This window comes from Bradyrhizobium sp. USDA 4341 (assembly GCF_054063755.1).
The window spans coordinates 2041523-2066086 of record NZ_JBSSGO010000002.1; the positions used below are offsets into that span (position 1 = coordinate 2041523).

The window sequence follows — 24564 nt, forward strand, 5'->3', positions numbered from 1 at the left end:
GAGAGGATGAAACATGCTGGACGCGGCACTTATCGAACGAGCTCTGGAAAAGACGGGAAAGAGCAAGGGCGGGCTTGCCCGCGCAATGGGGGTTCGGGCCGGGGCGGTGTCCGAAATCCTGTCGGGAATCCGCTTGATCAAGGCATCGGAGATCGCCCCGATCATGGAATACCTGGAGCTGAACGCGGTGCCGATCGTGGGCCGGGTCGGCGCCGGTGCCTCGATCCAGCCGGAACTTGAGCAGGTCCCGCCGGAGGGTCTCGGCGAGATCGAGCTGCCCTTCCCGATGACGCAGGAAACCGTCGCTTTCGAGGTTTCGGGCGATTCGATGCTGCCGAAATACGAGAACGGCGATGTCATCGTGGTGTATCGCGAGCAGCGCTATCCGCTGTCGAGCTTCTACGGAGAGGAAGCTGCGGTCCGGCTGAAGAGCGGCGAGCGCTATCTGAAGACGATCGAGCGGGGCAGCTCATCCGGCACGGTCAACCTGAAGAGCTTCAATGCCAAGCCGATCAACGGCGTCAAGCTCGAATGGATCGGCGAGATCTGCGTCACCCTGCCCCGCGGCCAGATCGAAAGGCTGCGCGGCAAGACAGCGGCTAAGGGCCGCAAATCAGCCCGGGCGCAGGGCGGACGGTCGTCCGAGAAATAGCCGCCCGGCTGCAGGGGCCGACCTGACCGATTCGGGTGCCTTCGGCCCGAATCGGTCGGTGCGACCGCGCCCGAGTTCCGATTATCGTCAATTTCCCTTGACATAATTCCGATTATCGGAAATAATGGACAACGAAAGTCAACGCATCGAACCGCCAGGCAATGCAGTATTTTGTTGTGATGATCGACTATGGCCGCCGTGGCCGCGAGGCGATCGTCGATCCCGAAATGACGCGGCGCGAGGTCATCTCACGGGTCGCGTCAGGGGAATACACCAACATCAGCTTCATCCACGAGGTTGCCGAGTGCTCGGTCGAGGATATCACGGACGATATCCTCGCGGAGGCTGCCCTGCCGGAGGTCGCCCCGACCGGCGCAAACCTGCAAGCCAGTACACTGGATCACGCCCGCGACCTGCGCAAACACGAGCCGGTCTGACCGCGCTCACGCGGCGATTGCGAGAACGTGATCTTTCTTGGACCGGCCACTTGGCCGGAACCCGAAACAGACTAGATAGGGTTCACGCAGAGTCTATTCGGACCGGGCGTGGGTTCCCACTAGATTCGCGAAATCGTTTTCTCGGGCCGGCAGATTTCAGCTTCAGATGACTTCGACAACAAACGCCGAGATCGCGAGAGCCGATGGCGATCTCAGGATCGCGCTGCTGCTTGGCATCGCAAACTGGTTTCTGTTCCTGGATCACGTTCCGCACAACGTCGTCAGTGCGCTGACCATGCGCAATTTCGGCTTTAGCGGCGCGACCGACCTTTTTGTGTTCATCGGCGGCTATGCGGTGACGCTCATCTACGCCCGGATGGCGCTGGAGCGCGGATTCGTCGTGGCAGCAACCCGGATCTTCAAGCGCGTATGGCAGCTCTATGCTGCCTATATCGTCCTGTTCGTGATCTATGTCGAGTTGATCAGCTATGTCGCCACGCGGACCGCGGCGCCCGAGATCATCAGCGAGTTCAACATCACAGGATTCATCGACCACCCGATCCGGACGCTGATCTACGGCTTGTTCCTGCAGGCCAAACCCCTCAATCTCGACGTGCTGCAACTCACCATCGCCCTGATGGCCTTCCAGCCGTTCGTCGTACTCGGATTGCTCTACGTGCCAAACGCAACGCTTCTCGCGTCCGTGGCGCTTTACGCTACCGCCCGCGTGTTCGACTGGAACCTGACTTCATATCCGTACGGGGATTGGTACCTTAATCCGTTCTGCTGGCAATTGCTGTTCGTGATGGGTGGCTGGCTCGCGCTCATCGGCACGCGCTATGCACCCGCGATCCGCGCGATGCAGGCCGTTGCCGCGCTGCGCGCCACGGCGTTGCTGTACCTGCTGTTCGCGCTGACGATCGTCTCCAGTAGCGATATCCCGGCACTCGCCCAAATGATGCCGAGCGGACTGAGCGACATGCTGCTGCAGAACGACCGGGAGGATGTCGCACCTCACCGCATCCTGCATTTCCTGACCCTGACATTCCTGTTCACCTGGTTGGTGCCGCGCGACTGGGGATATCTGCGATCTTACGCCCTGCAGCCGATCATCAAATGCGGCGAGGAATGGCTGGCCGTGTTCTGTGCAGGCGTGTTCCTCTCCTTCGCCGCGCACCTGATTCTGATCACCGGCCCTTACTCACTGACAAGGCAGGTCGCGGTCAGCCTCGCCGGTCTCGCGGCGATGACGGCTGTCGCCTACTACGTCTCGTGGTCGAAGCAGCAGGACAACAAATCGGCGGTCGGCGCTCATTCCTGAATCCATCGATCTAGTCGACCAGCAGCGCGCGCCTTAGCCGCGTCTCGCTGTCGTGCAGCATGGCGGTGTCGAGGCCCCCTCGCGCAGCTGCATCCGTCGCGCAAGCGAACAGGCGGTAGAATTGCAACCCGTCATAGGCGACCAGCAACAGATCGACGCCCGCGTTCAACGCCTCAACGACTGCGGTGCAGACATCGTGCTGATAGATCGCGCCCATCACCAGATCGTCCGTCATGACGATGCCCTGGTAGTTCCAGCTCTTCCGGATCAGCCCGTCGACCACGGCCTTTGAATGCGACGCCGGCCGCCCCCGGTCGACCGCACTCACCGCGACATGCCCAACCATCAGGCGCGCATCGGTCGACGACAGCACATCGCGGAACGGACGCCAGTCCGTCGCCTCCAGTTCGTTGACCGGCGTATCGAGATCGGCGTTGAAATGATGCGTATCGGCGCGCACGCGGCCCAATCCCGGAAAGTGCTTCACGGTGGCATTGACGCCCGCGGACTCGAGGCCATGGATGTAGGCGCCCGCGATCGCGCTCACCTTGGCCGGATCATCGGAGATCGCGCGCTGATTGATCAGCGTATTGAAATCGAGCCGGTTGTGCTTCGCCGCCGGTCGCAGGTCGAGCACCGGGGCAAAATTCAGGTTGATGCCAAGCGACGCCAGCTCGCGTCCATGGATGCGCCCGAACTCCTCGGCTTTCGCCTTTTGCTCATCCGGCGCCAGCTCGGCCAGGGAGGCCAATGCTGGCAGCCTTGTCAGCGGCGGTGCGAGATGCGAAACGATGCCGCCCTCCTGATCCGTCGCGACCATCAGCGGCGGCAGCCCCGCGGCCCGCCGCCTCGCCTGCAGTGTGGCGATTTCCGCCTTCAAGGCACCAGCCGTCCTGCCGGCGATGTTGCGCCGGGTGACATAGATGCCCACAACGAACCCCTTCTCCACAAGCGGCGCGACCTCGTCGAACGACCGATAGCCGACGATAAAATGCTGCCCCAGCGACCGCGCGAGGACCGGCTCGGTCTGGAGAACGCGGTGCTTCCGCACCTCGAACACGCCATGCGCGGCGAGCATCGCAAGCGGCGGCAGGCACCACAGGATAACCAGGAGCCTTCCTGACCGCGTCCGCCTCCGCCACGTGGCGCCGCGGACCAGCATGAACGCGACGGCGATGCTCGCGAGCACGAGGAGAAGATTGCCCGTCCCGCGCAACGGGACCAGATAGGGATCGTTGTTGTTGACGCCGGCCAAGACGAATACGAGCCCGACGATCCAGGCCAGGGCAATGCCGACGCGCTTGATGACTTGCATGGGGACGACGGGTGAACGGACCGAACGTATCGTCCGTATCAGACCGGACTCGCCGCAGCGAGCGGATAAGACCGCTCTGCACGCAATCTGCATAACAATCCTGAACTCCTGCTGATCGCCTTCCCGCCGTCTGCACGCGGCCAACCCAAGGTGCGCCCTGCCGCAACCAGGATTGCGTTCGCACACCCGTCGATGACGTCAGCGCAACCGCTGAAGTCCACACGTCCTTCAGCCCAGAGGTCATGATGACAAGCCTAGAGTCACCGGAAACCGAGACCCACTCGATTGCCAATGGTTTGCCGCCGGCCAAGGCCGCCGCCGCGCTTGCGCTCGCCGCGCTGGCCGATTGGTTGTTCTATGATCAGAACGCCGGACTCTCGGTGGTCCTCTTCGCCTTCGCGCTGGCCGGCGTGTCACTGGCCGCCAACTTCGGTCACGTCGCTCGCCACAGGCTGCCGATCGCCGGCGCGATCGTTGTGGCCGGGCTACTCCCTGCCCTGGAGGAGGTCAACGCAGTCTCGCTGGCCTTCGCCATTCTTGCGCTCGGCACCGCGCTTGCTCTGACGACCAATCCCTGTCTTGACAGCGTAACCAGGGGAGCTGCCTCGCTGGTGGATCTCCTTCTGGTCAGCCCTTTCAGGTTGTTCCGGGACGTCGTCAGCGCATTCGACCTGCCGGGCCTCACCAGGGGGTTCATCCTATGGTTCGTGCCGTTGCTGCTCGGAACCGTGTTTGTCTTTCTGTTCGTCGCAGCCAATCCGGTGCTGGAGATATGGATCAGCCAGCTGAACCCCGGCAATCCCGCCGCCAGCCTCAGCCTCGGTCGCACGCTGTTCTGGATCCTCGTATCGGCGCTGGTCTGGCCATTCGTCCATATCAAGTGGCGGCGCCACACCAATGTCGCGCCCAGCGGACCGCGATCTTCCGCACAGGGTCCGGCCGAACCCGATCATTTCATCGACTTGTTCGGCGCAGGCACCATCCTGCGCTCTCTGATCCTGTTCAACTTGCTGTTCTCGATTCAGACAATTCTCGATGCGATCTATCTCTGGGGCAACGCAACGCTTCCCGCCGCCATCACTTACGCGTCCTACGCCCACCGCGGCGCCTATCCACTGATTGTCACGGCGCTCCTGGCCGCGGCCTTCGTTCTGGTCGCGATGCGGCCGGGCGGCCCGGCCGAACAATCGCGGGTGATCCGACCGCTCGTCTACCTCTGGGTCGGGCAGAATGTTCTACTGGTGATCTCCTCGATGCTCCGGCTTGATCTCTATGTCCAAACCTATTTGCTCACCTACTGGCGCGTCGCGGCATTCGTCTGGATGCTGCTCGTCGCCGTCGGGCTGATCCTGATTCTGGTGCGCATTGCCCTGCGGGCATCGAATGAATGGCTCGTCCGCGGCAATCTGTTGGTACTGACCATCGTGCTCTATGTCGGCTCTCTGATCAATTTCGCCGCCGTCATCGCCGACTATAATGTCAGTCACAGCCACGAAGCCTCGGGCAGTGGCGTCAGTTTGGATATGGACTACCTGATGCAGCTCGGCCCGAACGCGCTTCCGGCCATCGACCAGGCGATCCAACTGCGTTACACCAACCCGGTCCTTGTCTCTCGCCGCAATAGCCTTGTAGAACAGCAACGCCAGCAGATGGCCTCATGGCGCAGCTGGAGCTTTCGCGGCTGGCGGCTTCAGCGTTTCCTGGACGGGCGGCAGAGCAACGCGCCGGGATAGTCGAAGCGCCGGTTTTCGGAGACGACTCGTGACGCACCGCATCCTCATCGTCGACGACGACCTGCATATCCGCGAGGTCATCCGCGTCGCGCTCAAGAAGGCCGGCATGAACGTGGCCGAGGCCCGCGACGGCAAGGAGGCGCTGACCCGGTTTCCCGGCGAGCGGCCGGACCTGATCGTGCTCGATATCGGCATGCCGGAATTCGATGGCCTCGAGGTTTGCCGCGAGATCCGCAAATCGTCCGACGTGCCGATCCTGTTCCTCTCCGCCCGTGACGACGAGATCGACCGCGTCCTCGGCCTGGAGATCGGCGGTGACGACTACGTGACCAAGCCGTTCAGCCCGCGCGAGCTCGTCGCGCGGGTGAATGTCATCCTGCGGCGCCTGACCCCGCGGAAGGCGGAGACAAGGACAGAGGCCGGCGTGCTCTCCCGGGGACATCTCTCGGTCGATCCCGAGCAGCACGTGGCGGCATTCGCAGGCGCGCCGCTGCGCCTGACCGCGATCGAGTTCGGAATTCTGTGCGCCTTCCTGACGCGGCCAACGGCGGTGTTCAACCGCGAGCAGATCATGAGCGCGGCCTACCAGCTCAACATCCAGGTCTCCGACCGCACCATCGACAGCCACATCCGCAACATCCGGGCCAAGCTCGCAGCCGTTAACTGCGACAACGTTATCGAAACCGTTCACGGCGTTGGCTTCAAGCTCGGTCGCTGCGAGCAACAAGCATGACATCGTTCCGCGCCCGCCAGAAGTGGCGACCGTCGCTTGGTCTGGTCATCTTCACCGTGCTTGCCTCGGTCGCGGTCCTGCCACTGATGGGGCTGTTTTTCTTTCGCTTCTACGACAATCAGCTGATTCACCAGACGCAAGCCGAGCTGATCGCGCAAAGCCGCGTCCTTGCCGCGATCTACGCCGAACACGTGAAGGCACGGCTTGGCGATGGCATCCCGCTCGGCGCTACAGTCCCTCAGGAGGCCCTGCCCGACCCCGACGACCAGGTGACGCCGATCCGTCCCGCGCTCGATCTCGCCGGCAACGACCTGCTGCGGCGGCGGCCCGACGCGCTGCCGGCGGCGAAGCCGGCGGATCCAGCCTATATCGAGATCGGTACCGCGCTCATGCCCATCATCCTGGAGACCCAGAAGGTCACGCTGGCGGGTTTCCGTATTCTCGATCCGCAAGGCGTGGTGATCGCCGGACGCCAGGAGGTCGGGCAGTCGCTTGCCCATATCGAGGAAGTGGCCGCGGCGCTTGGCGGCCAGTATAGCGCCGCGCTCCGGATCCGCATGCCGGACAAGCCTCCGCCACCGATCTATTCGATCAGCCGCGGCGTCGGTGTCCATGTCTTCTCCGCGATGCCCGTGATCGTCAACGATCACGTCGCCGGCGTGATCTACACGTCGCGGACGCCGAGCAACATCTTCGATCATCTCTATCAGGAGCGCGGCAAGTTCCTGCTCGCCACATTGGCCGTGCTGCTGGCGACCGTTGCAATCGGGCTGATGTTCTCCCGTACGGTCACGCGTCCGATGCGCGAGCTCGTCGATCGCGCCGTGCGGATCGGCCGCGGCGACCGCAATGCGTTTCAGCCCCTGCAGCACTATGGGACCCGCGAGCTAGCCCAGCTCTCCGACAGCTTCCTCGACATGGCTCAGCAGCTGTCGCGGCGTTCCGACTACATCGCCACCTTCTCGGCACACCTGACGCACGAATTGAAATCGCCGCTGACATCGATCAGGGGCGCGGCCGAGCTGCTGCAGGATTCGCTTCAAAGCAAGTCGGATACGCTGACCCGATTCGAGCAACAGAGCTTCATCTCGAACATCCTTGCCGACGTCGCGCGGCTCGATGCGATGAGCCAGCGGCTGCGCGAGCTGGCGCGCGCGGAGAGCGCTCCGCAGAACGAGCAGACCTCACTCTCTGGCGTCATCGCGAACCTGAAGAGCCGCTTTGCGCAGCGGACGATCGTGGCCAGCGGCGACCTCGACCGCCCGATCGGGATGTCCGGCGAGAAGGCGCTGATCGTGCTGGCGCACCTGGCCGACAACGCGTTCCGTCACAATGCCAAATTGGTGCAGCTCGAAGCGACCGCCGAAGCCTCGACCGTCTGGGTGACGGTGAGCAACGATGGCGACCCGATCTCCGACGCCAACGGCGACAAGATCTTCGATGCCTTCTTCACCACCCGCCGCGACAGCGGCGGCACCGGCATGGGCCTCGCCATCGCGCAAGCCGTCATGGTGACCCATGGCGGCGCGATCCGTCTCCTGCCCTCAGGCCGAGGCGTCGCTTTCGCGCTGGAGTTTCCGGCGGTCTGAACGGGATCAGACCCGCTCGATGATGATCGCGGGCGCCATGCCGCCAGCGGCGCTGAGCCGTCGAGCACACCGGAGGAATTTCCCGCGTGGTGGACAAAATTGACAGCGCGATCTGGTTGCCTCTCAGCATCAGCTTCCAACCGGTTGGCCGTCGCGCGCTTACGGCTTGAAATCAAGCGCATCGACGTCCTCGCGTGATCCCTTCCGCCCTCGCAATCGCGTCGGCGCATGGTGGCCCGCGCTCTCCGGTTGTCCGATCAGGCATGCTCAGCCGAGCCCTGCTTGACGCGCAAATTCGTTTGTGCGCAGCTGCGCAAAACAACAAGGCTACTCAGGGGCAGGACATATGGGCGGGCTTCGGCGAGCGCTGGCCGGTTACGGCTTCCTCATCGCATCGATCAATCTGGCGGCCGCAGCCGAGCCGATCAAGCTGCGGGTGGCAGATTCCTTTCCGAAGGGACACTATCTCGTCCGCCTCGTGCTCGAGCCCTGGATGGCCGAGGTGCAGAAGCGCACCAACAACGCCGTGATGTTCGAGCACTATCCGGCCCAGCAGCTCGGCAAGGCCGCCGACATGCTCAAGCTGACGCAAACCGGCGTCGCCGACATCGGCTATATCGCGCCCGCGTATGTGTCCGACAAGATGCCGGTCTCCGAAGTCGCGATGCTCCCTGGCGCGTTCGAGCATTCCTGCCAGGGCACGCTCGCCTATTGGAAGGCCGCGCGGAGCGGCGTGATTGCAGAGCAGGATTATACCGCAAACGGCATACGCCTGCTGCTCGCGGTGAGCCTGCCGCCCTATCGTATCCTGACCGTGAAGCAGCCGGTGAAGGACACAGCCGACATCAATGGATTGAAGCTGCGGTCGACCGGCGGCGCACAGGACCTCACCTTGCGCGCGATCGGCGCAGTGCCGGTGCGCATGGCGGCACCCGACGCCTATGAGTCGCTGTCCCGCGGCACGATGGACGGTCTGCTGTTTCCGCTCGAGAGCGTCGTCGCCTATGGCGCCGACAAGCTCGTGAAGCATTCCACCGACGGCTTTGGCTTCGCGAGCTTCGTGGTCGCCTATTCGATCAGCGAGAACGCCTGGAAGAAACTGTCGCCGGAGATCCAGAAGGCGATGATCGACACCGCCGAGGAAATCCTGCCGTCTGCCTGCAAGGAAGTGCAGAAGCAGGACAGCGAGACCATGAAGTCGATGGAGGCCGCAGGCGTCCACTTCGACACCTTGCAGCCTGACGTCGTCGCAAAGCTCAAGGACCTGACGAAAGGCGTGGGTAAGGCATGGGCCGACGGGCTCGATGCGCGCGGCAAGCGCGGCAGCGACGCCCTGAAGGAATTCAGTGCTGCCGTTGCAGCCGTGCCGGCCCAGTAACGCGGACGGAGCCCAACGTGATCAAGACAAGCCTGAAGGCTCTGAGCGCCATCGAGAGGGTGACCTCGGCCATCGCCGCGGCATTGATGTTTGCGATCATGATCATCGTCTTCTCCGATGTCGTGATGCGCTACGTGTTCAACCGGCCGTTCTCCTGGGCCTATGACCTGATCTCGCTCTACGTGATGGCCGGCGTGTTCTTTCTCTCCCTCTCCGGCACCTACGCGGTCAACGGCCATATCAGCGTCGATATCCTGCTGCCGCGCTTCTCGGCGATCATGCAGCGCCTGTGCGTCATCATCTCCAACCTCGTCGGCCTCGCGATCTTCGTTCCGATCGCCTGGCTCGGTTATCAGCGCGCGCTCGACAATTATGTATCGGGCGACGTGATGGCCGGTGCGATCCCGTGGCCGACCTGGGCGTCCTCGATCTTCGTGCCGGTCGGCGCGGGAATTCTCGCGCTGCGCCTTGCCGTTCATCTCATTGCCAATACCGCTAGCCTCCTGACCGGCGAGAATTTATTGCCGCTGCCGGCCATCTCCGGTCATTCGGACAAGGCTGCCGGAGGTTTCGAATGATCCCGACCTTCATCCTCGCGCTGCTGTTCTTCCTGCTCGCGATCGGAACACCAGTCGCGTTCGCCATGGCATTCTCCGGCGGGCTCGGCCTCTATCTGACCGGCGGCCTGCCCATCCTGCTCGGCGTGCTGCAGACCACGCCACTGTCGGCCGTCACCTCCTACGAGCTGATCACGATCCCGATGTTCCTGTTGATGGCAGACCTGGTGCTGCTGTCGGGCGTCGCCGACGATCTGTTCAAGACCGCCGCAGCCTGGGTTGGACGCATCCCCGGCGGTCTCGGCATGGCGACCGCGTTGGCTGGCGCGGGCTTCGGCTCGATCTGCGGTACCAGCACAGCCTCCGCCGCGACACTCTCTTCGACCAGCCTGCCCGCGATGATCCGCCAGGGTTACGAGCCCAAAATGGCCGCTGGCGTCGTCGCGATCTCGGGCACGCTGGCGATGCTGCTGCCGACCTCGGTGGCGCTCGTGATCTTCGGGCTGCTTGCCGAGGTGAACATCGGAAAGCTCCTGATCAGCGGCATCATCCCGGCGGTCTTCGTCACCATCATCATCATGTCGACGATCTATATCCTGGTGCTGCTCGATCCCTCGCGCGCACCGACGATATCGGCCGTGACATGGTCGGAGCGGTTCAGCCTGCTCTGGCAGGTCAGCCCGATGGTGGTCCTGTTCTCGATCGTCACAGGTACAATCTATCTCGGGATCGCGACGCCGACCGAAGCCTCGGCTTTTGGTGCGTTTGGCGCCTTCTGTCTCGCCTGCTGGAAGGGCAAGATCAACCTGACGTCGCTCTACACGACGTTACGGCATGCCGCCCAGGGCACCTGCATGATCGTGCTGATCATCATGTGCGCGCACATCTTCGGCTATTTCTTCACCCTCACCCAGGTCACGCAGAACATCGTCGGGTGGGTCGGCGGGCTCGACGTCTCGCGCTGGATCATCATCACGCTGATCCTGTGCGGCTACATCGTGCTCGGCTCGTTCATGGATCAGATCGCGATCCTCGTGCTGACGGTTCCGATCGTGCTGCCGCTGATCAAGTCGCTCGGCTTCGACCCGATCTGGTTCGGCGTCATCAAGATCGTGACTGCCGAGGTCGGCATGATCACGCCACCGATCGGATTGAACTGCTTCATCGTGGCCCGTTATGCACACCGCCCCGTCGGCGAGGTGTTCCGCGGCACATTCCCGCATTTCATCGCGCATCTGATCGCAATCGCCATTTTCGTGGCATTTCCGGAGATCATCCTCTGGCTGCCGAACCACATGCAACATTGAAGAAGCCGTCGGTCGAGACGGCCATCTCTGGGAGACCGTTATGAATTTCTATTCCCGTTTCCTCGCCGGCGCAGGTGTCGGCACCGCATTGCTGGCAGCCTCCGCATCACCGGGCCTGGCCGAGGAGAAGATCATCCTGCGCCTTGCCGACAGCCTGCCGTCCGGCCACGTGATCCATGAACTCGTCGGCAAGCCGTTTTCAGAGCTCGTCACCAAGCTGACCAATGGCCAGGTCACGTTCCAGCACTTCCCGGCGGAGCAGCTCGGCAAGGCCAAGGACATGGCCCAGCTTACCGCGCTCGGCGTCGCCGACGTCTCGTACATCGTGCCATCCTATTCGTCGGACAAGTTTCCGCTGACGGCGGTCGCCGAACTGCCCGGCATCTTCGACAGCGAGTGCCAGGGCTCACTCGCCTTCTACAAAGTCTCGCACAATGGCGGCATCCTGGAGACGAAGGAATTCGCGCCGAACCAGCTTCGGCCGCTGGTGACGCTCGCGCTGCCGGCCTACCAGGTCCAGCTTGCGACCAGCCGCGATGTGAAGACGGCAAAGGACCTCGAAGGCCTGAAGATCCGCACCACCGGCGGCGCGATGGACCTGATGATGCGCTCGATCGGCGGCGTGCCGGTGCGGATGGCCGCGCCCGAGATCTATGAATCGCTGACCCGCGGCACGCTCGATGGGCTGATCTTCTCCTACCAGAGCTCGGCATCCTACGACTTCGGCAAGATCCTGAAGTCGGGCACCGAGGGGCTGAACTTCGGCACCGCGATCTTCACCTATTCGATCGGCGAGCTGAAATTCAAGTCGCTGCCCGAGAATGTGCGCAAGGCGCTGGTCGAGGCCGGCGAGCAGACCACGCGCGAGGCCTGCAAGCGGTTCGAGGACGGAGAGAAGGCTGCGGCCGACAAGATCAAGTCGCAGGGCATGAAGGTCATCAACTTCAGCGCCGACGACAAGAAGGTGTTCGACACCGCCTTCAAGTCGGTGGCACAGGATTGGGTGAAAGATGTCGACAAGCGCGGCAAGCCCGGCACCGACGTCTTCAAGGCCTTCACCGAAGCACTGGCCGCTACCCATTGAGCCAGGCGCCGACGAGAGACAAACCATCCGTGCCGGCGGGCCCGCTCTCCGGCGTCAGGATCATCGACCTCACCAGCGTGATGATGGGACCCTACGCGACCATGATCCTCGGCGACTACGGCGCCGACGTGATCAAGGTCGAGAGCCCCGATGGCGATGTGATGCGCCACGCCGCCCCGATGCGCCATTCCGCGATGGGCGCGATGTATCTGCAGGGCAATCGCAACAAGCGCTCAATCGTGCTCGATTTGAAGAAGGCCGTCGGCCGCGCGGCCCTGCTGCGTCTTGCCACGGATGCCGACGTGTTCGTCCACAACGTCCGCCCCGCGGCGATGGCGCGGCTGAAGCTCGGAGCCGACGATCTGCTCGCGACCAACCCGCGGCTGGTCTATGCCAGCCTGCACGGCTTCGGCGAGACCGGGCCCTATGCCGGCCGGCCCGCCTATGACGACCTGATCCAGGGGCTGACCGCCCTGCCCGCGCTGACCGGCAGGATCACCGGTGAGCCGCGCTACTCTCCGGCGACCATGGCCGACCGCATCGTCGGCCTCAATGCCGTTCACGCTATCCTCGCGGCGCTGTTCCACCGCGAGCGCACCGGCGAAGGCCAGGCGATCGAAATCCCGATGTTCGAGACCATGGCGCAGTTCGTGCTCGGCGATCACATGGCCGGGCGCAGCTTCGAGCCGCCGATCGGCCCGCCGGGTTATTCCCGGCTGCTGTCGCCCGACCGCCGTCCGTATCAAACCAGCGACGGCTACATCTGCGCACTGGTCTATTCCGACAAACAATGGAACGCGTTCTTCGCCAAGATCGGCCTTGCGAACGAAGCCGACCGCGACCCGCGGCTGAACAGCATCTCTGCGCGAACCCGGAACTACGACTTCGTCTACGACTGGTTCTCGCAGATGATGAAGACCCGTAGCACCGCCGAATGGATGCGCTTCTTCGAAGAAGCCGACATTCCGCACGCGCCGCTGCACGACCTCGACAGCCTGATCGACGATCCGCATCTGACCGCCGTCGGGCTGATCCAATCAATGGAGCATCCGACCGAAGGCACGCTGCGCGTGGCCGGCCCGGCCGCCACCTGGAGCAAGACGCCGCCATCGATCCGGACCTATCCGCCGAACCTCGGCGAGCATGGCCGGGAGATCCTGCGCGAGGCTGGACTCGCGGATGCCGAGATTGCGGCCCTCCTCAAGGAGGGCGCGCTGATCGAACCCGACTGACTATTTCCTGCGCGACGCCAAGATTTTCTCGGCGGCGCGCAGATGCGGCTTGTCCAGCATCTTGCCGTCCATCTTGGCGACCCCGGACGGATTGTTGGCAAACGCGGCGATCACGCGCTCCGACCATGCGATCTCCTCGTCCGTCGGCATGAAGGCCGCGTTGACGACATCGACATGCTTGGGATGAATCACGGCCTTGGCGAGGAAGCCGTCCTGCCGCGCCGCGATCGCCTCCGCCTCCAACGCGTCGAGATCGTTGATATCGGTGGCGATCGTGTCGATCGCAACCACGCCGGCCGCTGCTGCGCCGATCAGGCAGAGATCGCGGGCGAGGATGAAGGGCGAATGATAGCGGCGGTCGGTGCGGTTGCGCGTTGCGCCGAGCGAGGCCGCAAGGTCCTCCGCACCCCACATCATGCCCCAGAGCCGCGGGCTCATGTTCTCGAAGTCCAGGATCTTCAGCACCGCCCGCGCCGTCTCGGTTGCGACCGCAACGATCCGCGTGGTGCCCTGCGCGATATCTGAGGCGGCCTCGAATGCATCGAGATAGAGCGCGAGCTTGTTGACGTCGGCGGCGCCGGCGCATTTCGGCAGCACGATGCCATCAGGCTTTCCGGGCATCACGGCCGCGAGGTCGCCGAGCGTCAGATCGGTGTCGAGCGCGTTGACGCGGATATAGAGCTTCTGGTCCGGATTGCGCGCATCGAGCATCTCGCGCGTGATGCCGCGCGCAACGACCTTCTGCTCCGGTGCGATGGAATCCTCGAGGTCGAGGATCAATGCGTCGGCCGCGGTCTTCTTCGCGCTCTCATATTTCCGGGTGCTGTCGCCGGGAACGAACAGGAACGATCGCATCGTCTATGCCTTCGGCTTGCAGTGCATCAGGCCGGTGCGGCGGCAGCTTGCCACCACCTCGCCGCGCTGGTTGGTCATGGTGTGTTCGAATTCGACAATGCCCTGGGTCGGCCGCGACTTGCTGGCGCGCTTGCCGATGATCCTGGTATGCGCTTTCAAGGTATCGCCGTGAAAGACTGGTTTCGGAAACTTGACGTCGGTCATGCCGAGGTTTCCGACCGTGGTTCCCAAGGTCGTGTCGTACACGCTCATACCGATCATGATGCCGAGCGTATAGAGGCTGTTGAACAGCCGCTGGCCGAACTCGGTCTTCTCTGAGAAATGCGCATCGATGTGCAGCGGCTGCGGGTTCATGGTCAGGAGGCTGAACATGGTGTTGTCCATCTCCGTCACGGTCCGGCTGAACTCGTGATGGAATTCTTGCCCGACCTCGAACTCTTCGAAATACAATCCAGCCATTTAACGTCCCTTGTAGTTGGGCGTTCGCTTCTCAACGAACGCATTCAGCCCTTCCTGGCAGTCTTCCGTCGACGCGACCACAACAAAGCTTTCCGCCGTGTTCTCCACCGAGCGGCGGAAATCGGCGTCGACCGCGCGCATGAAGGCATCGCGGCCGATCTTCATCACGATCGGCGATTTCGCCGCAAGTTTCCGCGCGATCTCGCGGGCTCGATCGAGCGCAGTGCCCTTCGGCACCACTTCGCTGAGCAGCCCCATGCGGTAGGCGGTCGCGGCATCGAAGGGCTCGCCGAGGAACAGCGGGCCGAACGCCTGGTGCTTCCCCACCAGCCGCGGCAACTGCACGAAGTGGATCGCCGGGATCAGGCCGACATCGATCTCGGGATAGCCGAAGGTCGAACTGTCGCCCGCGATGATCATGTCACATGAGATCGCGATCGTCATGCCGCCTGCGCGCACCGCGCCATCGACCGCCGCTATCGTCGGCTTGCCCATGCGGTACTGCGTATCGTTCAGCGCGAAATACAGCCGCTCGAGGAATGCCTTGGTCTCGATCGCGGGTTTGCCCCTGACGATGTCAAGGTCGAGTCCGGCGCAAAACACCTTGTGGGCGCTGCTGATGATGACGGCGCGCACCGTGTCATCATCGCGCGCTTTCGCCAGCGCCGCCAGCAACGCGTCGATCAAGGGGATGCTGAGCGCATTCACCGGCCCGCGGTCCAGCACAATCTCCGCAATCTGGTTGCTGATCGAGTAACGAACGAGGTCCGTGCTCATGATGTCTTGCCTCCTGTCATCGCTTTGGCCTGCCGCACCGCGCCCGACAGCAGCAAGCCGTCGATCTCGGCCGAGCCAAGACCAGCCTCTGTCAGCACCGCGCGGCTATCCTGCCCGACGTCCGGCGCAGGACAAAGATGATCCTCGGACAGGCTCGCGATCCCCGGCGTCCGAGGCGAATAGACCGCGCCGACGCCCGGCGTATCCTGGCGAACCGACGCCCTGGTCGCCTCGACGTGCGGGTTGCGCAGCCATTCGCCGGGATTGAGGATGCGCTCCGCGATGATATCGGCGGCGTGCAGCCGCGCGAGCCAGGCATCCGTCGGCTGCGTCAGGAACACCTCGCGCAGCTGCGGGATCAGCGTGTCGGCAGCGTCCGCACGTCGGGCGAAGTCGGCGAAACGGGGATCGCTGGCGAGATCCTCGCGGTCGATCGCACCGCACAGCCGCTTGTATTGCGGCTCGTTCACCAGCGTGACCATCATCCAGCCGTCCTGGGTCTGGTAGGTGCCGGCCGGTACATTGAGCGCGCGCGGGGCACCGCCCTCGAGGATGAACTCCGCGACCTTATGGCCAAGCAGCCCCGACGTCGACTGGCAGAGATTGACGTCGATCCAGCGGCCTGTGCCGACCGTCGCACGTGCGAACAGCGTCGTCGCAATCGCCTGGAACGCGTACACGCCGGTGACGACGTCAGAGATCGTGGTGCCGACCCGGTGCGGCACACCATCGGTCCCGATATTGACCGACACCAGTCCCGAAAACGCCTGCGCCACCGAATCCGAGCCGGGCCGCTTTGCATAGGGCCCGCTCTGCCCGAAGCCGCTGACCGACAGATAGACCAGGCCCGGATTGTCGCGCGACAGGCTCTCGTAGCCGAGCCCGAGCCGCTCCGCGACACCAGGACGAAACCCTTCAATCAGCACGTCCGCCTCGCGCGCCAGAAGCTGCGCGATCGCGATCCCGTCCTTGTGCTTCATGTCGAGGCACAGGCTGCGCTTGCCGCGGTTATAGACCGCCGACAGAGTCGTGTGGTTGCCGTAGGTCGTGCCCAAATAGCGCGACCAGTCGCCTTCAGGCGGCTCGACCTTGATGACGTCGGCGCCGTAGACCCCGAGCAGCATCGCGCAATAGGGCGAGGCGATCCCCTGCCCGAAATCCAGCACTTTCAGCCCGCGATACGGCGCCTCGTGCGTCGGCATCAGCTTGCGTTCGCCCGCCATTTGTCCTCCCACAGCTGTCGAAGAGCCCTATTCTTTTGTGCATGATCCTCTCGGAAAACCGCTCCACACTTTTCCGGATCATGCCTACAGCGCCAGATAGCGCTGCCGGATGTTATCGTTGGCCTTCAGCTCATCGATGGAGGATGTGTAGACGATCTGTCCCTTGTCGATAACCGTCGCGTGGCTCGCAAGGCCAAGGCAAAAATGCATGTTCTGCTCGGCGATCAATACTGTGGCACCGGTGCCGCGGAGCTGCCGCAGCAGTTCGCCGATGCGCTGCACGATGATCGGCGCCAGCCCCTCGCTCGGCTCGTCCAGCAGCAGCAGCACCGGATTGCCCATCAGCGTGCGGGCAATCGCCAGCATCTGCTGCTCGCCGCCGGACAGCCGTCCGGCAATCCGGTGCCGCAGCGGCTCCAGCAGCGGGAACACGTCATAGACGCGGCGGATCGACCACTCGTCCTCGCCGTCCGGCCCCGTCTTCTGGCCGATGACGAGGTTGTCCTCGACCGTATGCTCGGGAAAGATCTGGCGGTCCTCCGGCACGAAGCCGAGCCCGGCCCGCGCGATGTGATGCGGCCTCATCCCGGAGACCACGTTGCCGCGCAAGGTCACCTTGCCGCGGCGCGCAGGCGCCAATCCCATGATCGCCTTCATGGTGGTCGACTTGCCGGCCCCGTTGCGGCCGAGCAGCGCCATGGTCTCGCCCTTCCGCACCGAGAGGCCGACGCCGAACAATATTTGGCTGGTGCCGTAGTAGACGTCGAGATCCTCGACCTGCACCACCGGCTGCGTGCTCATACCACCGCTCCCGCGTGGTCGTCGCTGCCGAGATAGGCCTCGATGACGGCTTCATTCCTGCGGATCGCATCAGGCGTCCCCGTCGCCAGGATCCGGCCGTAACACAGCACGACGATCTCAGGTGCGATCTTGAACACGATATCCATGTCGTGCTCGATGAACACGACGGTGATCTTCTGCTCCTCCCAGAGCTCGCGCACCTTGTCGATCATGCGCCAGCGCTCCTCGGTACCCATGCCGGCGGTCGGCTCGTCGAGCAGCAACACTTTGGGATCGAGCACCAGCGCGAGCGCGATATCGAGCAGCTTCTGGTCGCCATGCGACATCGTCGCCGCGGTCCTGTTGCGCTTGCTGGCAAGGCCGAGCAACTCCATCGCGTGCTCGGCGCGGTCGCGCGTCTCGGCCAATGGAAAGCGGCGATGCATCACGCCGGCACGGCGCTGATCGGCGCAAACCGCTGCCAGCATCGTCTCCTCGACCGTCAGCGACGGGAAGATGCTCGCGACCTGGAAGGCGCGGCCGATGCCGTGGCGCACGATCTCCGGTGGCGTCTTGCCCGCCATGTCGATGCCGTTGAGCAGGATCTGCCCGGCGTCCGGGCGCAGCGCGCCCGTGATCAGGTTGAAGAACGTGCTCTTGCCGGCACCATTGGGGCCGATCACGGCGGTGAGCGAACCGTCGGCGAAATCGAGCGAGACGTTGTCCGTCGCCTTGACGCCGCCAAAGGATTTCGAGAGGGCGCGAATTTTCAGCATGGCTAACCGTGCCCCTCGCCGCGGCGCTGCGCGAACCATTCGACGACAAAGTCCATCAGCCCTTTCCGCAGGCCGATGGCAAAGAACAGGATCACGATGCCGAGCACGATGCCGTGATACTCGGTCAGGCGGGTCACGGTGTCGTTGAGGATCAGCAGCAGCACCGTTCCGACCATCGGCCCGAGGAAGGTCGTCACGCCGCCGAGCATGTTGATGAAAATGCCCTCGCCGGAGATCGTCCAGTAAGCGAATTCGGGATAGGCGCCGGAGACGAACAGCGCCATGATGATGCCGCCGGTCGCCGCGAACAGCGCCGCCAGCACGAAGATTGTCAGCTTCGCGCGCCAGACATCGATGCCGATGAAGCTCGCCCGCGTGGCGTTGTCGCGGATCATGCGCAGCGTGTAGCCGAACGGCGACTGCGCGATCTGGCGCATCAAGAGCAGCCCGATCACCAGCAGCGCGCAGCTCGTGATGTAGAGATGCAGATGGTTCGAGAGGTCGATGCCGAGAAACGGCGGCCGCGGAATGCCACCGCGCAGGCCCTGGTCGCCGCCGGTCAGCGATTGCCACGACAGGATGGTGGAGTGGATCAGCATCTGGAACGCCAGCGTGACGAAGGCGAAATAGATCTCCTTCAGCCGCACACAGATCGCGCCGATGACGACGGCAACGACGAAGGTTATCGCCAGCGTGGCGACAAAAGCCACCGGGATCGGCACACCGGTCTTCTGCATCATGAGGCCGAAACCATAGGCGCCGAGGCCGAAAAACATGCCATGCCCGAACGAGATCAGCCCGGTGCAGCCGACCAGAAGGTTGAGCGACGTCGCGAACAGGCCATAGGCCGCGCAGCGGATCACGAAGTCGAGCAGCTGCTTGCTGCCGAAGAACATCGGGAGAAGCGCGAGCACGACAAACGCCGCGAGCGCAATCAAAAGATCGCGATAGCGCTGCGGCCTGGCGTCGATCCGGGGCACTTCGAGGGGTTGCGCGCCTTGGCCTGCCTGCAACTCGGTCATGCGACCTCCTTGCCGAACAGGCCGGTCGGACGCGACACCAGCACGATCACCATGAAGAGATACATCAGTCCCTCGGTGAACAGCGGGAAGCCGAGCGATCCGAACGAGCGGATCAGCCCGATCAGGAGCGCGCCGATCAGGGCCCCCAGGATCGAGCCCATGCCGCCGATCACGGTCACGATGAAGGACTCGATCAGCACCGAGAAACCCATGCCCGGCGTCAGCGAGCGCACCGGCGCGGCAAGCGCTCCCGCCAGTCCCGCCAGCATGCCGCCGAGCGCGAACACGCCGCCATAGATCAGCCCGGTGTTGATGCCGAGCGCCGACACCATCCCGGGATTGTGCGCAGCCGCACGGATCACCTTGCCGATCCGGGAACGCGCCAGCCCCAGCCCGAGAACGACGGCAGCGACGAGCGCCACGCCAATCAGCAGCAGATAATATGGCGGCACCACGCCGCCGGCGATGAACAACGGCGGAACCTGGAACGCGGCCGGCATGCCCATCGACCTGAATTCAGGCCCCCAGATCATGCGGACCACGTCATCAAAGATCAGGACGAAGGCATAGCAGACCAGGAGCTGCATCAGCACGTCGCGGCCGTAGACCCGGCTCATGAAGGCGCGCTCGAAGATCAGGCCGAGGAGCGCGGTGCCGACGGCGCCGCTCAGGATCGCCAGCGCAAAGCTGCCGGTGAGCTGATAGGCCGTCATCGCGAAATAGGCGCCGAACATATAGAAGGCGCCGTGGCTGAAATTGACCACCTTGAGCACGCCGAAGATCAGCGTCAGCCCGACGGCGACAAGAAACAGCAGCATGCCGATGATCAGGCCGCTGGTGGTCTGCGTCACCAGGCATGCAGGACTGGTGAGGCAACTGGCGAGCGCGTCGAGGTCCACGAGAATCATCCATTACGGCGGGCCGCAACGCCGGCGCGCGACAAACATCAGATGCAAGGCGGAGACAGCACGCTGCCTCCGCCCCCGCATGCGGATCAGGTGTAGCCCTTGCTCTTCTTCCACTCGGCTTCGAGTTCGAAGATGGTCTTCCAGTCTCCGGCCTTGACGTCGGGCACGTAGGGCTCCTGCGGGATCGTGGTGCCCCAGCCGATTGCGTAGCCGACCAACGTGTGGTCGTCGGCGCGCATGGTCACGGTGCCGTCGGCACCGAACGGGCATTTGATAGTCAACCCTGTGAGAGCCTCTGCGACCTTCTTGCCGTCGGTCGAGTTCGCCTTCTTGACGGCCTCGTTGAGGAACATGACGGCCGTCGCGTTCTGCCAGGACCAGTTGGTCGGGTACTCGTTGTACTTCGCCTTGTAGGCATCGCCCCAGGCTGCATTCTCCGGGGTCGGCGGGAATGTCTTGATGTAACGGTCGCCGGAGTGGATGCCCTTGGGCAGGTTCTTCACCACCGTGAGCGCGGTGTAGTCGGCCATGTTGACCGCGAACACCTCCATCTGGTTGAACATCGCGTAGATGTTAGCCTGGTCGATGTAGGAGGTGAGATCGCCACCCCACAAGCAGGAATAGAGCGCCTGCGGCTTGGCCTGCAGGATCTTGGTCACCACCTCGGTGTAATCGGGCTGGAACAGCTTCGGCCAGGATTCGCTGATGATCTCGACATCGGGCGCGAATTTCTTCAGGTACAGCACGAATTCGCCGGTGGTATCGCGGCCATAGGCATAGTCCGGCGAGCAGGTCGCCCACTTCTTCAGGCCCTTGGCCTTGGCGATCCCGGCCGCGTAGCCGGCGCCGACGATCGAGTCATGAATGCCCTGCCGCACGCAACGGAAGGCGTTCGGAATGTGCTGCTTGGGATCGGCGGTCAGCGACGATGCTTCCGAGCAGGTGTGGATGCAGAGCACGCCGAGATCGCGCGCCACCTCGTGAACCGCGAACGATCCCGACGATGCCTCGCCATCGAGCAGCATCTCGCAGCCGTCGGTGTTGACGAGCTCGCGCGCAATGCGCGCGGCTTCCTGCGGCTGTCCCTTGGAATCGCGGATCACCATCTCGATCTGCCGCCCGGCAAGGCCGCCTGCGGCATTGACCTTCTCGACTTCCAGCATCACCGCATTGCGCGAGGACGTCCCGAGTTGCGCGACGCGACCCGATAGAATGGTCGGCATGCCGATCTTGATGGTCTTGGCCTGTGCGCGCGCCACCCAAGGCGCAGCAAAGGTCACCGCGCCGGCGCCCATCAGCGCAAGCGTCGAGCGCCGGCTGATGCCCGGTTTCCGGGTCCTCGTCATATTCCCCTCCCTGTCGGGTTCGCGTTCCCAAATCCCTGTCGGAGATCGTTTCGTCTCCATGGCCACGATGTTTTCAGAGCAAGGGGGGTGACGTCAAGCCAAAGATGAATTACGACTCACAATTCATCTAGGGAGAAAGCGGCGCCGGAATCGGCCCGACGAGCGGCAAATGATCAATCTTTCCAGCTTCATCGCATTTCATGCGAGGCGGACTCCGGACTGCTGTGCGCTGAAATATCGCGGCGAAGACGTCTCCTATGCAGATTTCGATCTGCGGATCCGGCAGGTCGGCAGCTGGCTCGCGACACGCGGAATTGCGCCCGGCGACGTCGTCGCGGTCCTGATGAAGAACAGCACGGCCTTTCTCGAACTGGTATTCGCGACCAGCCATATCGGCGCGGTGTTCCTGCCGGTCAATTATCGCCTGTCGGCCGCTGAGGTCGGCTACATCGTCGGCAATTCCGGCGCGCGCCTGCTCGTCGCCGACGAGGAATTTGCCGCGATCGCAGCTGGCGATGCACCGGTCGTGCTGCTCGATGAAGCCGCGCAATCCAGCGTCACCAATCTTGCGCCGGACATTGCGCCGGCGCCGATCCATGTACGCCAACCACGCGACCTGATGCGGTTGATGTACACCTCGGGCACGACGGATCGCCCCAAGGGGGTGATGCTCACTTACGAGAACATTTATTGGAAATCCGCCGACCAGACCGTGGTGCTCGGGCTGAACGCCGACACGCGGCTGCTCGTCGTCGGCCCGCTCTATCATGTCGGCGCGCTCGACCTGCCCGGCATCGCCGTGCTCTGGCATGGCGGCATGCTGTGCATTCACCGCACCTTCGAGCCCGAGCCGGCGCTGGCCGCCATCGAGCGCGAGAAGCTCAATGCGGCGTGGTTTGCGCCGGTCATGACCACGGCCCTCCTCACCTGCCCGAACCGCGAGCGTTACGATGTCTCGAGCCTGAAATGGGCAATCGGCGGCGGCGAGAAGACGCCGGAAGTCCGCATCCGCGCCTTCTCTGACTATTTCAAGAACGCGCGCTACATCGATGCCTATGGCCTCACTGAAAGCTGCGGCGGCGATACCTTCATGGACGCCGGCCGCGAGATCGAGAAGATCGGCTCGACCGGCCGCGCGATCGCTCATGTCGAGATCGAGATCCGCGACGACGCCGGCAAGCGCCTGCCCGCCGGCCAGAACGGCGAGATCTGCCTGCGCGGCCCGAAGATCACGCAGGGCTACTGGAGGGATCCGGAGAAGACGGCATCGGCCTTCTTCGGCGACTGGTTCCGCACCGGCGACGTCGGCCATCTCGATGACGACGGCTTCCTCTATCTGACCGATCGCAAGAAGGACATGATCATCTCCGGCGGCGAGAACATCGCCTCTTCCGAGGTCGAGCGCGCCATCTACGAAATCCCCGGGGTACGCGAGGTCGCCGTGATCGGCCTGCCCGACGACCGCTGGGGCGAGAAGCCGGTCGCCATCGTGGTGTTGGCGGACGACGCAAGGCTCGACCTGACTGATCTCACCGAATTCTGCCGTGCGCGGCTCGCAGGCTTCAAGGTGCCGCGGCAGTTGATCATCCGCGACAGCCTGCCGCGCAATCCATCCGGCAAGGTGCTCAAACGCGTGCTCCGCGCCGAACTCGAGGCCACCGCATGACGCAAGCGACATCCGCCAAAGTGACAAAACTGAACCGGGTCGAGCGCAACGCCTGGACCAAGCAGAAGATCTTCGACGCCGCAACCAAGGTCGTCGGCAAATACGGCTATGCCGAAGCCTCGGTCGCGCGCATCACCGAAGCCGCCGGTGTGGCGCAAGGCACCTTCTACAATCATTTCGAGAACCGCCAGGAACTGCTCGACCAACTGCTGCCGAAGATCGGCCTCGACATGGTCCGCTTCATCCATGCACGCACCGGCACTGCCAACGAAGCCCGGCAGGAGGTCGAGCGCTTCAGCGCCTTCTTCGATTTCATCCGCGAGGTCCCCGAGTTTCTCCGCATCCTCAACGAGGCCGAGTTCTTCGCGCCGATCGGCTACCAGAAGCATTTCGACAATATTTCGAATGCCTATGTCCGGATCCTGCAGCGTGCACGGGCCGCGGGCGCCACCAACACCTTCAGCGACGAGGAGTTCGAGGCCATCGTCCAGGTCTTGATGGGTGCACGCGGTTATCTCAGCCGCCGCTATTCCTATTCCGAGCAAGGCGTCACCGCCGTGCCCGACTACGTCATCACGGCCTACCAGAAGCTGGTCACGCGCGGCCTGTTCACCACGAGCGACAAGGGAAGAAAGTCATGAGCGCCGACGGCATTATCCTCGTCACCGGCGGCAGTCGCGGCATTGGCGCGGCGACCGCAACGCTGCTTGCGGATCAAGGACACCGCGTCGTCATCGTCGACATCGCGCCCGAGCCGCTGGTCGGAACGGCCGCCATCCTCTGGCCGGCGCCGTTCGACGTCGCGAGCGAAAGCGCCGTCGTCACCGGCGTCGCCGATATCGAGAAAGCGCACGGCCCGATCACCGGCCTCGTCAACGCGGCCGGCGTGTTCGGCAAGATGCACACGATCGAGCGGGTACGGATGGAGCAATGGGACCGCGAGGTCAATATTGACCTGCGCGGCACTTTTCTGGTCGCGCGCAGCGTCGGCATCGGAATGGCCAAGCGGCGTCACGGTGCGATCGCGAACGTCGCCTCGGTGGCCGGCATGACGTCGGGTCCGATCCACGCCTATACCGCGGCGAAGGCCGGCGTCATCCAGATCACGCAGACGCTCGCCGCCGAATGGGGCCGTTCCGGCGTACGCGTCAACGCGGTGTCGCCCGGCTTCACCCGCACAGTGGCGCTCGAGGCGGGCATCGCGTCGGGCGCCCTGAACAAGGATCTGTTGGCCCGCCCGACAGCGATGAACCGGCTGGTCGAGCCGATGGAGGTGGCGCAGGCGATCGCCTGGCTGCTCTCGCCGCAGAGCAGCGGCGTGACCGGCATCAACCTGCCGGTCGATGCCGGCTACATCGTGGGCACCACCTGGGCCGCCTATGGCGGTCTGCCGGACACACCGGCCAGCTGAGGA

At 63.7% G+C, this 24564-nt stretch carries 24 protein-coding genes; 14 read left to right on the forward strand and 10 right to left on the reverse strand.

The features are described 5' to 3' along the window. The first annotated feature begins 13 nt into the window (after positions 1-13). The 3 genes from ACVIGB_RS15710 to ACVIGB_RS15720 all read left to right on the forward strand — a co-directional run bounded on the left by ACVIGB_RS15710 (position 14) and on the right by ACVIGB_RS15720 (position 2410). Positions 14-652: a LexA family transcriptional regulator gene (locus ACVIGB_RS15710; RefSeq protein WP_456721942.1), complete on the forward strand. Its 639-nt coding sequence runs from the start codon at positions 14-16 to the stop codon at positions 650-652. Between the two features lie 161 nt (positions 653-813). Next, positions 814-1089, forward strand: coding sequence for a hypothetical protein (locus ACVIGB_RS15715; RefSeq protein WP_212310257.1), 276 nt, complete (start codon positions 814-816; stop codon positions 1087-1089). A gap of 166 nt (positions 1090-1255) precedes the next feature. Continuing rightward, complete coding sequence (locus tag ACVIGB_RS15720) at positions 1256-2410, forward strand: OpgC domain-containing protein (protein WP_212310258.1); 1155 nt, start codon at positions 1256-1258, stop codon at positions 2408-2410. Positions 2411-2420: 10 nt separating this feature from the next. Here the strand turns inward: ACVIGB_RS15720 and ACVIGB_RS15725 are convergent, their stop codons facing one another. Further along, complete coding sequence (locus ACVIGB_RS15725; protein WP_456721941.1) at positions 2421-3725, reverse strand: glycoside hydrolase family 3 N-terminal domain-containing protein; 1305 nt, start codon at positions 3723-3725, stop codon at positions 2421-2423. Between the two features lie 245 nt (positions 3726-3970). Here ACVIGB_RS15725 and ACVIGB_RS15730 point away from each other — a divergent pair, with 245 nt between their 5' ends. The 8 genes from ACVIGB_RS15730 (at position 3971) to ACVIGB_RS15765 (ending at position 13338) form a co-directional block, all read left to right on the forward strand. Further along, complete coding sequence (locus ACVIGB_RS15730; protein WP_456721940.1) at positions 3971-5458, forward strand: DUF4153 domain-containing protein; 1488 nt, start codon at positions 3971-3973, stop codon at positions 5456-5458. 28 nt (positions 5459-5486) lie between these two features. Next, positions 5487-6191 (forward strand): response regulator transcription factor, encoded by a 705-nt coding sequence (locus tag ACVIGB_RS15735; RefSeq protein WP_456749159.1) that lies wholly within the window; start codon positions 5487-5489, stop codon positions 6189-6191. After that, entirely contained in the window at positions 6188-7780 is a 1593-nt protein-coding gene (locus tag ACVIGB_RS15740; protein WP_456721939.1) for an ATP-binding protein, read from the forward strand. The genes ACVIGB_RS15735 and ACVIGB_RS15740 overlap by 4 nt, the downstream gene beginning before the upstream one ends. Before the next feature lie 346 nt (positions 7781-8126). Further along, positions 8127-9158: a TRAP transporter substrate-binding protein gene (locus ACVIGB_RS15745; RefSeq protein WP_456721938.1), complete on the forward strand. Its 1032-nt coding sequence runs from the start codon at positions 8127-8129 to the stop codon at positions 9156-9158. 17 nt (positions 9159-9175) lie between these two features. Beyond that, a complete protein-coding gene (locus ACVIGB_RS15750; RefSeq protein ID WP_456721937.1) occupies positions 9176-9736 on the forward strand; it encodes a TRAP transporter small permease in 561 nt (186 codons plus the stop codon). Next, positions 9733-11022: a TRAP transporter large permease gene (locus tag ACVIGB_RS15755; protein WP_456721936.1), complete on the forward strand. Its 1290-nt coding sequence runs from the start codon at positions 9733-9735 to the stop codon at positions 11020-11022. The genes ACVIGB_RS15750 and ACVIGB_RS15755 overlap by 4 nt, the downstream gene beginning before the upstream one ends. Positions 11023-11062: 40 nt before the next feature. Beyond that, complete coding sequence (locus tag ACVIGB_RS15760) at positions 11063-12106, forward strand: TRAP transporter substrate-binding protein (RefSeq protein ID WP_456721935.1); 1044 nt, start codon at positions 11063-11065, stop codon at positions 12104-12106. Between the two features lie 29 nt (positions 12107-12135). Then, the gene (locus ACVIGB_RS15765) at positions 12136-13338 is read left to right on the forward strand and encodes a CaiB/BaiF CoA transferase family protein (protein WP_456721934.1); all 1203 of its coding nucleotides are present in this window, start codon (positions 12136-12138) and stop codon (positions 13336-13338) included. On the opposite strand, the gene ACVIGB_RS15770 is transcribed toward ACVIGB_RS15765, so the two are convergent. The 9 genes from ACVIGB_RS15770 to ACVIGB_RS15810 form a co-directional block, all read right to left on the reverse strand. After that, positions 13339-14193: an HpcH/HpaI aldolase/citrate lyase family protein gene (locus ACVIGB_RS15770; protein WP_456721933.1), complete on the reverse strand. Its 855-nt coding sequence runs from the start codon at positions 14191-14193 to the stop codon at positions 13339-13341. It lies immediately after the preceding gene. A 3-nt stretch (positions 14194-14196) separates the two neighbouring features. Then, a complete protein-coding gene (locus ACVIGB_RS15775; protein WP_018272840.1) occupies positions 14197-14652 on the reverse strand; it encodes a MaoC family dehydratase in 456 nt (151 codons plus the stop codon). Further along, positions 14653-15429 carry an enoyl-CoA hydratase/isomerase family protein gene (locus tag ACVIGB_RS15780; protein WP_456721932.1) on the reverse strand — a complete coding sequence of 259 codons (777 nt, stop codon included), beginning with the start codon at positions 15427-15429 and terminating at the stop codon, positions 14653-14655. Continuing rightward, positions 15426-16652: a CaiB/BaiF CoA transferase family protein gene (locus ACVIGB_RS15785; protein WP_456721931.1), complete on the reverse strand. Its 1227-nt coding sequence runs from the start codon at positions 16650-16652 to the stop codon at positions 15426-15428. The genes ACVIGB_RS15780 and ACVIGB_RS15785 overlap by 4 nt, the downstream gene beginning before the upstream one ends. An 84-nt stretch (positions 16653-16736) precedes the next feature. Continuing rightward, positions 16737-17453, reverse strand: a complete 717-nt coding sequence (locus tag ACVIGB_RS15790) for an ABC transporter ATP-binding protein (protein ID WP_456721930.1) — start codon at positions 17451-17453, stop codon at positions 16737-16739. Continuing rightward, positions 17450-18208: an ABC transporter ATP-binding protein gene (locus ACVIGB_RS15795; protein ID WP_456721929.1), complete on the reverse strand. Its 759-nt coding sequence runs from the start codon at positions 18206-18208 to the stop codon at positions 17450-17452. Before ACVIGB_RS15795 ends, ACVIGB_RS15790 begins: the two co-directional genes overlap by 4 nt. A 2-nt stretch (positions 18209-18210) precedes the next feature. Continuing rightward, positions 18211-19230: a branched-chain amino acid ABC transporter permease gene (locus ACVIGB_RS15800; RefSeq protein ID WP_456721928.1), complete on the reverse strand. Its 1020-nt coding sequence runs from the start codon at positions 19228-19230 to the stop codon at positions 18211-18213. Further along, the gene (locus tag ACVIGB_RS15805) at positions 19227-20129 is read right to left on the reverse strand and encodes a branched-chain amino acid ABC transporter permease (protein ID WP_092125855.1); all 903 of its coding nucleotides are present in this window, start codon (positions 20127-20129) and stop codon (positions 19227-19229) included. The genes ACVIGB_RS15800 and ACVIGB_RS15805 overlap by 4 nt, the downstream gene beginning before the upstream one ends. Positions 20130-20224: 95 nt before the next feature. Next, on the reverse strand, positions 20225-21484 hold the full coding sequence (locus tag ACVIGB_RS15810) for an ABC transporter substrate-binding protein (protein ID WP_456721927.1): 1260 nt from the start codon (positions 21482-21484) through the stop codon (positions 20225-20227). Between the two features lie 169 nt (positions 21485-21653). Here ACVIGB_RS15810 and ACVIGB_RS15815 point away from each other — a divergent pair, with 169 nt between their 5' ends. From ACVIGB_RS15815 to ACVIGB_RS15825, 3 genes are read left to right on the forward strand one after another with little or no spacing between them, the layout of a single operon-like run. After that, complete coding sequence (locus ACVIGB_RS15815) at positions 21654-23150, forward strand: AMP-binding protein (RefSeq protein WP_456721926.1); 1497 nt, start codon at positions 21654-21656, stop codon at positions 23148-23150. Then, on the forward strand, positions 23147-23791 hold the full coding sequence (locus ACVIGB_RS15820; protein ID WP_420965222.1) for a TetR/AcrR family transcriptional regulator: 645 nt from the start codon (positions 23147-23149) through the stop codon (positions 23789-23791). The genes ACVIGB_RS15815 and ACVIGB_RS15820 overlap by 4 nt, the downstream gene beginning before the upstream one ends. Continuing rightward, the gene (locus tag ACVIGB_RS15825) at positions 23788-24561 is read left to right on the forward strand and encodes an SDR family NAD(P)-dependent oxidoreductase (RefSeq protein ID WP_456721925.1); all 774 of its coding nucleotides are present in this window, start codon (positions 23788-23790) and stop codon (positions 24559-24561) included. Before ACVIGB_RS15820 ends, ACVIGB_RS15825 begins: the two co-directional genes overlap by 4 nt. Positions 24562-24564 lie beyond the last annotated feature (3 nt).

Bases quoted from the DNA above. Each gene is read 5' to 3' on its own strand.
- ACVIGB_RS15710 (WP_456721942.1), top strand. From the start codon at position 14: ATGCTGGACGCGGCACTTATCGAACGAGCTCTGGAAAAGACGGGAAAG.
- ACVIGB_RS15715 (WP_212310257.1), top strand. From the start codon at position 814: ATGCAGTATTTTGTTGTGATGATCGACTATGGCCGCCGTGGCCGCGAG.
- ACVIGB_RS15720 (WP_212310258.1), top strand. From the start codon at position 1,256: ATGACTTCGACAACAAACGCCGAGATCGCGAGAGCCGATGGCGATCTC.
- ACVIGB_RS15725 (WP_456721941.1), bottom strand. From the start codon at position 3,725: ATGCAAGTCATCAAGCGCGTCGGCATTGCCCTGGCCTGGATCGTCGGG.
- ACVIGB_RS15730 (WP_456721940.1), top strand. From the start codon at position 3,971: ATGACAAGCCTAGAGTCACCGGAAACCGAGACCCACTCGATTGCCAAT.
- ACVIGB_RS15740 (WP_456721939.1), top strand. From the start codon at position 6,188: ATGACATCGTTCCGCGCCCGCCAGAAGTGGCGACCGTCGCTTGGTCTG.
- ACVIGB_RS15745 (WP_456721938.1), top strand. From the start codon at position 8,127: ATGGGCGGGCTTCGGCGAGCGCTGGCCGGTTACGGCTTCCTCATCGCA.
- ACVIGB_RS15755 (WP_456721936.1), top strand. From the start codon at position 9,733: ATGATCCCGACCTTCATCCTCGCGCTGCTGTTCTTCCTGCTCGCGATC.
- ACVIGB_RS15760 (WP_456721935.1), top strand. From the start codon at position 11,063: ATGAATTTCTATTCCCGTTTCCTCGCCGGCGCAGGTGTCGGCACCGCA.
- ACVIGB_RS15770 (WP_456721933.1), bottom strand. From the start codon at position 14,193: ATGCGATCGTTCCTGTTCGTTCCCGGCGACAGCACCCGGAAATATGAG.
- ACVIGB_RS15775 (WP_018272840.1), bottom strand. From the start codon at position 14,652: ATGGCTGGATTGTATTTCGAAGAGTTCGAGGTCGGGCAAGAATTCCAT.
- ACVIGB_RS15780 (WP_456721932.1), bottom strand. From the start codon at position 15,429: ATGAGCACGGACCTCGTTCGTTACTCGATCAGCAACCAGATTGCGGAG.
- ACVIGB_RS15785 (WP_456721931.1), bottom strand. From the start codon at position 16,652: ATGGCGGGCGAACGCAAGCTGATGCCGACGCACGAGGCGCCGTATCGC.
- ACVIGB_RS15790 (WP_456721930.1), bottom strand. From the start codon at position 17,453: ATGAGCACGCAGCCGGTGGTGCAGGTCGAGGATCTCGACGTCTACTAC.
- ACVIGB_RS15795 (WP_456721929.1), bottom strand. From the start codon at position 18,208: ATGCTGAAAATTCGCGCCCTCTCGAAATCCTTTGGCGGCGTCAAGGCG.
- ACVIGB_RS15800 (WP_456721928.1), bottom strand. From the start codon at position 19,230: ATGACCGAGTTGCAGGCAGGCCAAGGCGCGCAACCCCTCGAAGTGCCC.
- ACVIGB_RS15810 (WP_456721927.1), bottom strand. From the start codon at position 21,484: ATGACGAGGACCCGGAAACCGGGCATCAGCCGGCGCTCGACGCTTGCG.
- ACVIGB_RS15815 (WP_456721926.1), top strand. From the start codon at position 21,654: ATGATCAATCTTTCCAGCTTCATCGCATTTCATGCGAGGCGGACTCCG.
- ACVIGB_RS15820 (WP_420965222.1), top strand. From the start codon at position 23,147: ATGACGCAAGCGACATCCGCCAAAGTGACAAAACTGAACCGGGTCGAG.
- ACVIGB_RS15825 (WP_456721925.1), top strand. From the start codon at position 23,788: ATGAGCGCCGACGGCATTATCCTCGTCACCGGCGGCAGTCGCGGCATT.